The following is a 13,343-nucleotide window of genomic DNA, read 5'->3' as shown; positions in this document are numbered from 1 at the left end:
GAAATGGGGACTTAAGGATATGAACATCCTCTACCAGATAAGATACTCAAAAGGTTGAACCGCCGTATACGGATCCGTACGTACGGTGGTGTGAGAGGTCGGGGCTGTGAAGCCCCTCCTACTCGATTTCGACTTGAGCTGTTCCCACAGGAGTGTCATCCATTTGTTTCCTGCGCTAGTTAGTGCTCTTTAGCATGATTTGAGATAGTAACACCCTTTAAAATCTGCCATTTAAATGGAGTGTAATGCATTATTAAATTTTTAGACTAACTAGCGGATCAAATGAAATTGGCGACACTCCTGCAGGAACAGCGCGAGCTGAAGATCCACTCGGAGGCGGTTTTTGCCTCCGAGTTAGCTGAAGCCGTGCCTGCGGAAAGGGAGTCAATTTCATTTGAGGAGCGGTAACGTACGTTACTTACTATTGCGCATTTTATATCAACTGTGAATTTTTATAAACAACAAGATAAGAAAAGAGCCTTAATTAAGGCCCTTTTATATATTAATCAACTAGCTTTTCTATTTGTATTAACTCCGAACACACCACCAATTAAGCCTGCTAATAAGAATCCGCTATGATAAAGAATTTGAGTTAATGAAAATCCACTTTGGAATCCTAAATATTGATATAAAAAAATGAATAAACTGAAACCGAGACTTGTTAATATTCCAATAAGCCAGCCCTTCTCGCCAGCTTTTAACCCAGCAACCCAGCCTCCTGCAAATAATGCAATAAAACTGATAACAGTTGTCGTACTATTTAATGTCGAAGCTCCTAAAGAAGTGAAACGTAATAATAGAGATAGAACCAGACTTGCTAATAACAATATTGCTAATATCATAATCCAACCATACAATAGTGCTGTTGTACGAGATTTTACCATACCCATTCCTCCTCCGCTTGTCCAATTACTAAATTGTATGCGGTTTTTATCAAAATAGACTTAAATATTTTGATTTGCCATGCATATATTGATAGAAAGCTTTCTATAATGAATGCGCGAATATACCCTTGGAAAGGGGACAAGGTATGGCTTTTACATTGGCGATTGTTATTTTTATTATATGTTACCTATTCATTATCTCAGAAAAAATTAATCAAGCTTTAATTGCACTTTTTGGTGGGGTTCTGTTGATATTAACGAAGATCTATACATGGAAAGATGCTTTCATCCAATATATCGATTGGAACACAATAGCCCTATTATTTTCAATGATGGTTTTAGTTTCTATTACAAAGAAAACAGGTCTTTTTACTTATATCGCTATTATTTTTGCGCAAAAAGTGAAAGGAGCACCAGTTCCTTTGCTAATTGGTACAGCACTTTTAACAGCAATAGGATCAGCATTACTCGATAATGTTACAACTGTTCTCTTGTTTGTCCCAATTATTTTAACATTAACGAAAATATTGCAATTACCTACATTTCCATATTTATTAACGATAATATTTAGCTCAAATATTGGTGGAACCGCTACATTAATTGGTGATCCACCTAATATTATGATTGGTCAAGCAGTAGAACATTTAACCTTCTTATCTTTTATTAATAATCTTGGTCCGCTTGTGATTCTCTTATTTGCCTTTATGCTCGCTTTTGTTGTTTGGCGTTTTCGTAATGAGCTGGTTATGCAATCTAACTTAGTAGAAGATTTGTTGAAAATTAATGCAAAGGAATATATTCACCAAAGCCCAATGGTCTACCAGTCTGTCGCTGTGTTAGGGTTAACAATTTCTGGATTTTTGTTACATCCATTTCTACATATTGATCTAACAACTGTGGCTGTGTTTGGCGCTTTACTATTACTTATGTTAACAGAAAGAGAACTAGATACCGAAAAAGTATTTCAAGAGATTGAATGGATCACATTATTCTTTTTTATCGGCTTATTTATGTTAGTTGGTGGTTTAGAGGAAGTTGGTGCGATTGATGAGTTAGCTCGCTACATCGTCTGGATAACAGAAGGTGACTTACCTTTAACGGCAATCTTACTGCTGTGGATTTCAGGTTTAATATCTCAGATCATCAATAATATTCCTTTCGTTGCAGCAATGATTCCAGTTATTGAAGAATTTCGAGCATACGGCATGGCGAATGTTGATCCACTTTGGTGGGCATTAGCGTTAGGTGCCTGTTTGGGTGGGAACGGCACATTAATAGGTGCATCAGCAAATGTTGTTGTTGCTGGATTGGCTGAAGGCGAAGGTGAGAATATTTCCTTTTTCCGTTTTTTAAAATACGGGGTTCCATTAGTAATATTTTCTATGTTGTTATCCATGATTTATCTTTATTTCCGTTATTTACGTCCATTTTTAAATCCACTTTTTATCAGCATAATCAATTAAAAAAAGGTAATGATAATAAAAAAGGGAAGTAAGCAAGCTAAAGGTGTGATAAAAAGTGGATATTGAAATAGGGAAGTTGATTTTCAGAACAATTTTTACATATGGTGCAATTGCAATTGTTTTTCGCTTAATGGGAAAAAGAGAAATTGGTGAATTAAGTCTTTTAGATATTGTAGTATTTATTATGCTAGCTGAAATAGCAATGTTTACTATTGAAGATACAGATAAGTCGCTAATTGAAGCGTTGATTCCAATGGGATTATTATTAATTATCCAACGATTAATTGCATGGTTTTCACTAAAAAACAAAAAATTCAGGGATTGGTTTGAAGGAAAATCTTCCGTCATTGTGTCACGTGGAAAAATAGATGAACATGAGATGAAGAAGCAACGTTATACTTTAGATGATTTATTACAGCAATTAAGGGAAAACGGCACAAAGAGCATTCAGGATGTATCATTTGCCATATTGGAACCTTCAGGTAAATTATCTATTTTTGAAAACGAAAATGCACAAAATGATAGTGAAACAAATGGCTACATTATTCCACTTGTAATGGATGGGGATATTCAAGCAGATGGTTTAGAAAAAATTAAAAAGAATGAAGCATGGCTTCGCGAAAAATTAAAACAAAAAGGATATCCTGATGTTAAACAGGTATCCTTTTGTTCTTTAGACCAAGCTGGTAATTGGTTTATTGATATTAAAAATGAATTGTTATGAGAAAAAACGATTAAAAAATGGAAGTTGTACTAACTCTTCTTTTGTTATGAACTTTAATAAAAAAAGAAGGAAAACATATGCGACCGAAGTTAATAAGATAACAAGTATCAATATAGATAAGACTGTATCATACCCAGTGAAAAGTTGTCTAAAAACATTGGCAACAAACCATGTCAATCCTAATAAAGCAATCATCTTAAGGATATCGGATTTTGGGATGCTAAATTTGATCACATTGTTTAATGTTGCTAAGTGTAACGACGTTCCTAAAACAACACCAACACTTAAGGCGATTGCTGCTCCCATTATACCAAATTGACTATTACTAGTTAGTACAATTAAGACGACAAATTTAACACCAGTACTAATAATATTGTTCCACATTGCTTTTTTGGCATAATCTAATGCTTGTAATGTTGCATTCAATGGAAATTGAATATATAGAAGTAAGAAAAAAGGAGCCATCAATAAAAGAAATCCGCTAGCATTGCTTGTTCCATACATAAAATGTAGAATTGGTGAAGCAAACATAGTCAGAATAACTGTAGCTAGTGCACCAGAAGCAAATGATATTCGGACTGCTTGATGAATTCGATAATGAACTAATTTGTTGTTATTGTTTGCCTCAGCTTCACTAATGTTTGGTATTAAAGCAACTGCTAAAGAATGTGTAATAAAAGTTGGTAAAAATAATAATGGGATAGCATAACCAGTCAATGCACCATATTGCTTTGTTGCAGTTACGGTGGCAACACCAGCAATTGCTAAACTTTGTGCAACTAAAATGGGTTCTAAGAAATTAGAAATAGAACCAACTAAGCGGCTTCCTGTACTTGGTAATGCAATAGATAATAAAGATTTTAAAGTATCTTTTCCTGAAGCGATATAGGTAAATGCAGAATGATGCAAAGTAATACGTTTATGTCTCCGGAATAACCGCATCATGAATAAAAGTGAAACTAATTCCCCGATTATAACAGAAATCATTGCTCCACAAGCAGCAAATTCAATTCCATATGGAAGTAATAATTTGATGAAAAAAGCAACACATGAGATACGAATAATTTGTTCAATTACTTGCGCATAACTTTGTGGTTTCATATTTTGTCTACCTTGAAAATAGCCACGAATGACAGAAGAGATTGCACTGATTGGTACCATTGGTGTAATTGCTAACAAAGGATATAATGTTCTTTCATCAGTTAAAAAACGTGTTGCGATTAATGGGGCAGCTATAATCATTCCAATCGTAAAAAATATACTTAATGTCCCTGTAATAACTAAAGAAACAATAAGGATTTTTTTTATTTTTTTCGTATCATTTCGTGCTTCTGCTTCTGCAACGCGTTTGGATATAGCGATAGGTAGTCCAAATTGTGATAAAGTATAGACTAAAAATAAAGTCGGTAGTGCCATATTATACAAGCCAATACCTTCTTCTCCCATTAATCTAGCAACTACAATTCGATTTATAAAACCTAATAATCGAGTTATTAAACCTGCCATAATCAGGAATAGTGTTCCTTGTAAAAATGTTTGCTTGCTCATTATTAACAATCCTACCTTCTCAAAAAAATAAAAATCCTATACAATATGTATATGCACATGGAATACACAAGCATGACAAGCATGTTAATATAGATGTGGATGGGAGAGATTTTTTATGGTAATGATTAAACATGTAGAGGATTGGAAACCCTTACTTAAAAGTGTAATAGACAGTAAGGCAGAGGAATTTCAATTGATGGGTTATAGTCGAGCAACACCAGAAATCGTTTGGCAATGCTTAAAAGAAAAAGTTTGGAAAGGTAATCCAGAGAAACGTTTATTTCAGATTGTAGAGGATATTTTACATTTGAGTTCCAATATATTTATGAGTTATCTTACAGTTCAATCGTATCAAAATGATGATTTAATGGCTTCTATCGCAGCGTTATCAGAAGGTAGCAACGAAAATTATTAAAAAGTGCTTTTTTAATAATTAAATTGACATTTGTTGTTATTCGTCTCATAATATTTTTGGGTTGTTTTTTTAATATTACTAATTATAAAAGTGTTTAAATGAAATACGTTATTCTTTCTAAATCTTCAATATTACATATAATCAAGTAAGTAGAAAGAATAGGGTAGAGGAGGCGCAATCAATTATGGTAAAACGAGGCAGAATTATTGCCTTTTTCCTAATCGTTTTAGTATTAGCGGGTACGATAGGAACGACAATAACAGGAATTACAAAAGACATGAAACTAGGTTTAGATCTTCAAGGTGGTGTCGAAATTCTTTATACTGTAGAGTCACGTGATGGGGATGAAGAAGAGATAGACACAGAAGCACTTGAAGCAACGGTTGCATCACTCAGGGAACGTGTTGATGTGCTAGGAGTTAGCGAACCAAATTTTACTATTGAAGAACCAAATCGAATTAGAGTTCAATTAGCAGGTATTGAAAATGAAAATGAAGCAAGAGAATTACTTTCAACTTCTGCTCGGTTATCGTTTCGAGATGTTTATGATAAGGAATATTTAGACGGATCTGATATTGTTGAGGGTAGTGCGAGACAGGATTTTGATCCTACAACAAATCAACCAATCGTAACAGTGGAATTTGAAGATGCTTCAGCATTTGGAGAGGTAACGAGTGAAATATCACAGATGCCACCACCGAATAACCGTTTAGCAATTTGGATGGATTATGAACAAGGTGATTCATTTGCGGAAGAATCACAAAAGGCTGATCCTAAATATATTTCAGCTCCATCTGTCAGGTACACAATTAATCAACCAAACGTTCAGATAGATGGTGATTTTTCAGTTGAAGAGGCAAAGCGGTTAGCAGACATCTTAAATGCTGGCTCTTTAGATGTTAATTTAACGGAAGAATATACTACTTCTGTTGGTGCACAGTTCGGTTTACAAGCAATGGATAAGACAATTTTTGCAGGTTTTCTTGGTGTTGGATTTATTTTCTTATTTATGATTGCTTATTATCGTTTTCCAGGTTTGATTGCAGTCGTAACGCTGAGCCTTTACATTTATTTAGTTTTACTTGTATTTGAATTGATGAATGGAGTGTTAACTCTACCTGGTATTGCTGCTTTGATACTTGGTGTCGGTATGGCAGTTGATGCAAATATTATTACATATGAAAGAATGAAGGAAGAGTTAAAAGAAGGTAAGTCTGTAGTTGCTTCTTTTAAAGCAGGTAATAGTAATTCCCTTTCTACAATATTTGATGCCAATATTACGACGCTTATTGCAGCGACCGTTTTATTCATTTTTGGTACAAGCTCTGTAAAAGGATTTGCAACATTATTGATGGTAAGTATAGTATTAAGTTTTGTAACAGCAGTATTTGGTTCACGCTTTTTCCTAGGGTTGTGGGTAAATAGCAAGTTCCTAAATAAACGGCCTGGTTGGTTCGGTGTGAAAAAATCGGAAATTAAAAATATTGCAGATAAAAATGAGATTGAACCAAAAGTTTTTGGTAGACAATTTGATTTTGTTAAACAACGCAAAAAATTCTTCGTGGTTTCTGGTTCTTTAGTACTTGCTGGTATAGCTTGCCTAAGTATTTTTGGACTAAACTTAGGGATAGACTTTACTAGTGGTTCTCGTGTAGAAATTAATGTTGGAGAAACGATTACTGCAGAGAAGATTGAACAAGACTTTGATGAAATTGGTATAGAACCGGAAAATATAGTACTATCAGGCGATAATAACGATATCGCTGTAGCCAGATTTGACAGTAAATTAGAACAGGAGACAGTTGCTACTGTACGATCATATTTTAATGATGCTTATGGTTCTGACCCGAATGTAAGTACTGTTTCACCTCTTGTTGGACAAGAATTAGCACAAAATGCAATTTTAGCCGTAATATACGCTTCTATCGGTATAGTGATTTATGTTGCAATTCGTTTTGAATTTTATTTCGCGCTCACAGCAATTCTAGCGTTATTACACGATGCTTTCTTTATTCTAGCGTTATTTAGTATTACGCAGCTAGAATTTGATATCACCATAATCGCTGCCATTTTAACGATTGTCGGGTATTCTATTAACGATACAATCGTTACATTTGACCGGATCAGAGAGAATCTTAAGGCGAAAAAACGTGTGCGGTCATTTGCTGAATTAGCCAAAATTATTAACAGAAGTTTAATGCAAACGTTAGGTAGGAGTATTAATACTGTTCTAACTGTTATAGTAGCAGCAATTATGTTGTATATTTTCGGTGCAGTATCTATTACTAACTTTGCTTTTGCCTTAGTGGTTGGTTTACTTGCCGGTACGTACTCTTCCTTATTTATTGCAGCACAGGTATGGTTGGTATGGCGTGGTAAAAGTATTAAAGAAAAACCTATTGTCTATACAGAGAAGAAACGAAATGATAGTCCGCAAGTATAATTTATTCAGCTCTTCCTTGATTTAGGGGGAGCTAATTTTTTTTGTTGAGATGTAAAAAGTCATGTAAGTGGCTAGTTTTATATATTAAAAATAGGGAAATATATAATCACTAAAGAAAAAGAGGTGTTGATATGAAAGGACAAACATACATTATCTTAGCACTTATATTTGCGTTAATTGTAGCTGTGTTTGCCGTTATTAATGTTGAACCTGTGGAAGTTGACTATCTATTCGGTACCGGAGAGGCGCCACTAATTCTTGTTATTTTAATATCGGTTTTAATGGGTGGGCTTATTACTGCGGCATTTGGTACGTTTCATCTACTTAAATTACAAAGACAAATACGTACACTTGAACGAGAAAAATCAAGTGCAAAAGCGGATGAAACAATAGCTGTTGAAAGTGAGTCTGAAGAAGTAAGTGTTGACTCAGAAAAAAACAGTGATTTACCAAAAGAATAATTATTCCATTTGAACCCCCTGACTCACTCTAGTATAATAAGTGAGTCAGGGGTGAATTTATGTTACAAAGTCAAACAAAATGGAAGTTCACACATAAACAACAGATAGATCAATCGGAAGAGTTAGCAGATTTGGCGCTCTCTCCAACAATAAAAAAATTGTTAGCAAAACGAAATATTAAGACAAATTCGGAAGTGAGTTCGTATTTACAACCGAATTTAAATGAATTGTATGAACCTAGTTTGTTAGATGGTATAGAAAAGGCTAAACAAAGAATTAATCAAGCTATTGAAAATGGCGAAAGTATACTGGTTTTTGGCGATTATGACGCGGATGGTGTTACTGCTACAGCTATTCTAGTTGAAGCACTACGTGAACTTGGAGCGATGTGTGATTATTATATACCAAATCGATTTACCGAAGGGTACGGACCAAATGAACAAGCATTTCGAGAAGCGAAAAAGCAAGGTTTTCAGTTAATTATTACAGTCGACACTGGAATTGCTGCAATTGAATCTGCAATTGTCGCAAAAGAAATAGGTATGGACTTAATTATAACGGATCACCATGAATTACAAGAATCAGTTCCTGAAGCTCTTGCAATTATTCATCCAAAATGTTCAGAAAAATACCCGTTTAAAGAATTAGCTGGAGCGGGAGTTGCATTCAAATTAGCACAGCATTTACTCGGTTATTTTCCAGAAAAGCTATTAGATCTGGTTGTAATTGGAACTATTGCGGATTTGGTGCCGTTAGTAGATGAAAATCGTGTCCTTGCATATCACGGTTTAAAAGCAATATCACAGTCAAAACGACCTGGTATTCAGGCTTTGATAAAAATTTGTAGTATTCAAGATAGTATTTCAGAAGAAGATATTGGCTTTTTAATTGGTCCAAGAATTAATGCTGTGGGTAGACTTCAAAGTGCATATCCTGCAGTAGAACTATTATTAACAGAAGACCAAGAAGAAGCTGATATGATTGCTAATCAGATCAATACTTTAAATCAAGAGCGTCAGCAAATTGTAACGGAGATTGCATCAGAAGCAGCTGCCATGGTTGAAGCCTCTCCTGATACGAACAAAAATGTAATCGTTGTTGCAAAAGAAGGATGGAATCAAGGGGTACTAGGTATTGTTGCTTCTAAGCTTGTAAGAACATTTCAACGTCCTGCCATAGTACTGACGATTCAAAATGAGGTAAATCGTGCCAAAGGTTCTGCTCGAAGCATTCCTGCATTTGATTTGTTCGCGAATGGTATGCAAATCAAGGAATCTTTTTTGCAATTTGGTGGTCACTCACAAGCTGCTGGTATGACACTTGAAATTGATAAAGTTGATGAAGTTAGACGTTATCTCAATCAATTAGCAGATCAACAATTAAAACCAGAAGATTATCAAGAAGAGTTTGAGGTGGAAGATTCAATTGACATCGACTCAATTGATATAGCAATGATCCATGAAATAAATAGACTAGCACCATTTGGGATGGGGAATCCAAAGCCCTTATTTCATTTTAAGGCAAAGCCAATAGAACAAAGGCAAATTGGTAGTCAAAAGAACCATCTTAAAATGATGTTTCGTTCAAGTAATACACAATTAAATGGAATTGGATTTGGAATGGGACACCTTTTCCCATCAATTTCAACTCAAGCAGAGGTTGAGATGGTTGGATATTTACAAGTAAATGAATGGAATGGTAAGAAAAGTCCACAAGTCATGATCAAGGACCTAGCAATACAAGAATGGCAACTATTTGATTATCGTGGTTCTAATTTATGGGAAAAACAAGTAAATCATTTGAGTCAAAGAGATTCAATTATTATAAGTTTCCAAAAGAATACGACTTCACCAGGTATAGATGCACAATTATTTACTTTTGAAAAAATAAAAGTGCTTGAAGCACAAGAAGATTTAGGATGGATTAAAAATATTGTTTTAATGGATTTACCTGATAAAACAGAAGACCTAGAAGAGTTGTTCACATTTTTGTCACCAGAAAAAATCTTTGCTTGTTATCGAATCCAAACAGATCACTTTATGCAGTCTTCCCCCACACGTGATGACTTTAAATGGTTTTATGCAATGCTGTTAAAGCGAGGCTATTTCCATATGAAAAACGAGTTAGAACTACTCAGTAAAAGTAAAGGTTGGAAAATAAATAAAATAGAATTTATAATTCAAGTGTTTTCTGAATTAGAATTTGTTAAAATAAACGATGGAGTAGTGAAACCTAACAATCAAGTCGTAAAGCGAGATTTATCAGAATCTGATATTTACAAGCAATCACTTGCTCAATCACAGATGGAGCAAGTGTTATACTATTCTAGTTATACCGAATTGAAAACATGGTTAAGCAGTCAAATGGAGCAAGATTGCTCTGTTAAGGAGGAAATAGTAAATGAATTATAAAGAATATATTACAGTTGTAGAGGATTGGCCGAAGCAAGGAGTTAAATTTAAAGATATTACGACATTGATGGATAATGGTGCAGCATATAAAACTGCAGTTGATGAAATCGTAACATATGCAAGTGAAAAAAATATTGATTTAGTTGTGGGTCCAGAAGCAAGAGGATTTATTGTTGGTTGTCCGGTAGCATATGCCTTAGAAATAGGTTTTGCACCAGTAAGAAAAGAGGGAAAGCTTCCACGTGAAGTGATAAAAGTTAATTATGGTTTAGAGTATGGTGAAAATGTTTTGACAATCCACAAAGATGCAATCAAACCAGGACAACGTGTTTTGATCACGGATGATTTATTGGCTACTGGTGGGACGATTGAAGCAACAATCAAGTTGGTCGAGCAATTAGGTGGTATTGTAGTAGGTTGTGCTTTCTTAATTGAACTTACATACCTAGATGGTCGAGAAAAGTTGCAAGGGTATGATATACTAACATTAATGGAATATTAAAAAGAGAATATCTTTTTTCAGAAAATAGGAGTGCCTTATAGGTACTCCTTATTTTCCTAGATTCAGTCGAAATTTGCCGGATTATATTTATCCGACATTGATAACCCCCTTTCATTGAGGGAGGTTCCTATTCCGTTAAAATCATTGAAATCGTTGTATCATTTGGACAAATCTTTTATTATACTATTATAAAGCTTCTTATTTTACGTTTTTATTTTATATAGTTGAAAATGTGACCATGCTAAAAACAGAGGCATAAAAGGACAAAGGTGATAAAATGTCGAAAGATAATATTTTGACAGCACAAGATGTAATAGAACAAGCTTCCCAATATCTTTCAAAAGAAGATACGGATTTTATTAGACGTGCTTATGAATTTGCAAAAAAAGCACATGAGAACCAATTTAGAAAATCAGGAGAACCATATATTATCCATCCAGTTCAAGTGGCAGGAATATTAGTTCATTTAGAACTAGATCCTGAAACGATTTCTGGTGGTTTTTTACATGATGTTGTTGAAGATACAGATGTAACAGTAGAGATGTTAGAAGAAGAATTTAATACCGAAGTTGCTATGCTGGTCGATGGTGTAACAAAGCTAGGGAAAATTAAATATAAATCTAAAGAAGCACAACAAGCTGAAAATCACCGAAAAATGTTTATTGCAATGGCCAAAGATATTCGTGTAATTCTTATTAAATTAGCTGACCGCCTGCACAATATGCGGACGTTAAAGCACCTCCCACCTGAAAAGCAGCGACGGATTTCAAATGAAACTTTAGAAATATTTGCTCCTTTAGCGCATCGCTTAGGTATCTCGGCAATAAAGTGGGAACTTGAAGACGTTGCATTACGTTATCTGAATCCACAACAATATTATCGGATTGTCAATTTGATGAAACAGAAAAGGCAGGAACGAGAGTCTTATATTGAAGAGGTAATGCAAGAAGTACAGAATCAATTAGAAGATGTGAATATTAAAGCAGAGTTTTCAGGTAGACCAAAACATTTATATAGTATTTACCGTAAAATGGTGTTGCAAAATAAACAGTTTAATGAAATATATGATCTTCTGGCAGTGCGAATTATTGTGGATAGTATAAAGGATTGTTACGCTGTTCTCGGTATTATTCATACATGTTGGAAACCAATGCCTGGCAGATTTAAAGATTATATCGCGATGCCTAAACCTAATTTATATCAATCACTTCACACAACTGTTATTGGTCCTAAGGGCGCACCTTTAGAAGTGCAAATCAGAACCAAAGAAATGCATGAGATTGCTGAATATGGTATTGCTGCACACTGGGCTTATAAAGAAGGTAAAAAGATTGACCAAAGCCATGCAAATTCGGAAGAGAAATTAGCATGGTTCCGTGAGATTTTAGAATGGCAAAATGAAACACATGATGCAGAGGAATTCATGGAATCGTTGAAAGTTGATCTTTTTTCTGACATGGCTTATGTATTCACACCAAAAGGTGATGTGATTGAGCTTCCAGCAGGATCAGTTCCAATTGATTTCGCTTATAAAATTCATACAGAAGTTGGAAACCAAACAATTGGTGCACGAATAAATGGGAAAATGGAACCATTAGATTATCAATTGAAAAATGGTGACATTATCGAGATCATTACATCAAAACATTCATATGGTCCTTCTCGTGATTGGCTTAAGATGACTCAAACTTCTCAAGCCAAAAATAAGATTAAACAATTTTTCAAAAAGCAACAGCGAGATGAAAATGTTATTAAAGGGAAAGAATTAGTTGATAAGGAAATTCGAACAACTGGTTTTGATCCAAAAGATGTGACAACAAACGATAACTTAAAGCGCGTCACAGAGCGATTTAACTTTATTAGCGTTGAAGATATGTATGCAGCAGTTGGTTATCAAGGTATAACAGCTGCACAAATTGCAACGCGATTAACAGAAAAATTGAGAAAAGAAGAAGCAAATCAAGAGCTAGAGCAAACGATTGAAGATGTTCAAAAACAAGCTGTAAAGCCAAAATCTTCTCATAAAAAAGACTCTGGAGTGAAAGTAGAAGGCGTCGATAATTTATTAGTAAGACTGGCGAAGTGTTGTAATCCCGTTCCTGGTGATGCGATTGTAGGATATATTACCAAAGGACGTGGTGTTTCTGTTCATCGAAAGGATTGTCCCAATATACAAGCAGAAGATGCGGGCGAACGACTGTTATATGTAGAGTGGGAAAACACTAATACAGCATCGAAACATTACCATGTTGACTTAGAAATTGCAGGATATGACCGACGAGGATTATTAAATGATGTATTGCAAACTGTTAACGAAATGCGTACAAATATGATCGCTGTGAATGGTAAATCTGATCGAAATAAAAGAGCGGTTATACATGTCACCCTATTAATTCATAATGTAGGACATTTACGTAAAATAGTTGAGCGATTAAAGCAGATAAAAGATGTCTATACAGTAGAACGTGTTGTTCAGTAAGTATTAAGGTATA

The 13,343-nt window shown here is 34.6% G+C and carries 10 protein-coding genes; 8 read left to right on the top strand and 2 right to left on the bottom strand.

The genetic code is table 11. The features are described from left to right. Window positions 1-506 precede the first annotated feature (506 nt). Entirely contained in the window at window positions 507-884 is a 378-nt protein-coding gene (locus D2K40_RS07575) for a TIGR04086 family membrane protein (protein ID WP_117154576.1), read from the bottom strand. A gap of 146 nt (window positions 885-1,030) precedes the next feature. On the opposite strand from D2K40_RS07575, the gene D2K40_RS07570 reads away from it, so the two are divergent. Then, window positions 1,031-2,347, top strand: coding sequence for an ArsB/NhaD family transporter (locus D2K40_RS07570; protein ID WP_117154574.1), 1,317 nt, complete (start codon window positions 1,031-1,033; stop codon window positions 2,345-2,347). A 55-nt stretch (window positions 2,348-2,402) separates the two neighbouring features. Continuing rightward, the gene (locus D2K40_RS07565; protein ID WP_308422900.1) at window positions 2,403-3,071 is read left to right on the top strand and encodes a DUF421 domain-containing protein; all 669 of its coding nucleotides are present in this window, start codon (window positions 2,403-2,405) and stop codon (window positions 3,069-3,071) included. Here D2K40_RS07565 and spoVB read toward each other — a convergent pair. After that, a complete protein-coding gene (spoVB, locus tag D2K40_RS07560) occupies window positions 3,066-4,619 on the bottom strand; it encodes a stage V sporulation protein B (RefSeq protein WP_117154570.1) in 1,554 nt (517 codons plus the stop codon). The two genes, D2K40_RS07565 and spoVB, sit on opposite strands and share 6 nt — an antisense overlap. Before the next feature lie 115 nt (window positions 4,620-4,734). Between spoVB and D2K40_RS07555 the strand changes: the two genes are divergently transcribed. The 6 genes from D2K40_RS07555 to D2K40_RS07530 all read left to right on the top strand — a co-directional run bounded on the left by D2K40_RS07555 (window position 4,735) and on the right by D2K40_RS07530 (window position 13,330). After that, a complete protein-coding gene (locus D2K40_RS07555; protein WP_117154567.1) occupies window positions 4,735-5,034 on the top strand; it encodes a post-transcriptional regulator in 300 nt (99 codons plus the stop codon). Between the two features lie 184 nt (window positions 5,035-5,218). Further along, window positions 5,219-7,477 carry a protein translocase subunit SecDF gene (gene secDF / locus D2K40_RS07550; RefSeq protein WP_117154564.1) on the top strand — a complete coding sequence of 753 codons (2,259 nt, stop codon included), beginning with the start codon at window positions 5,219-5,221 and terminating at the stop codon, window positions 7,475-7,477. Between the two features lie 131 nt (window positions 7,478-7,608). Next, on the top strand, window positions 7,609-7,938 hold the full coding sequence (locus D2K40_RS07545; RefSeq protein ID WP_117154561.1) for a LapA family protein: 330 nt from the start codon (window positions 7,609-7,611) through the stop codon (window positions 7,936-7,938). 59 nt (window positions 7,939-7,997) lie between these two features. Next, a complete protein-coding gene (gene recJ, locus D2K40_RS07540) occupies window positions 7,998-10,349 on the top strand; it encodes a single-stranded-DNA-specific exonuclease RecJ (RefSeq protein WP_117154558.1) in 2,352 nt (783 codons plus the stop codon). Beyond that, the gene (locus D2K40_RS07535) at window positions 10,339-10,851 is read left to right on the top strand and encodes an adenine phosphoribosyltransferase (RefSeq protein ID WP_117154555.1); all 513 of its coding nucleotides are present in this window, start codon (window positions 10,339-10,341) and stop codon (window positions 10,849-10,851) included. The genes recJ and D2K40_RS07535 overlap by 11 nt, the downstream gene beginning before the upstream one ends. Before the next feature lie 277 nt (window positions 10,852-11,128). Beyond that, window positions 11,129-13,330, top strand: coding sequence for a RelA/SpoT family protein (locus D2K40_RS07530; RefSeq protein ID WP_117154552.1), 2,202 nt, complete (start codon window positions 11,129-11,131; stop codon window positions 13,328-13,330). Window positions 13,331-13,343: the final 13 nt, after the last annotated feature.

The organism is Paraliobacillus quinghaiensis (assembly GCF_003426025.1).
Classification (GTDB): Bacteria; Bacillota; Bacilli; order Bacillales; family Amphibacillaceae; genus Paraliobacillus_A; species Paraliobacillus_A quinghaiensis.
The sequence above is the reverse complement of the archived record's forward strand: the minus strand, read 5'-3'. Positions and strand labels throughout refer to the sequence as shown.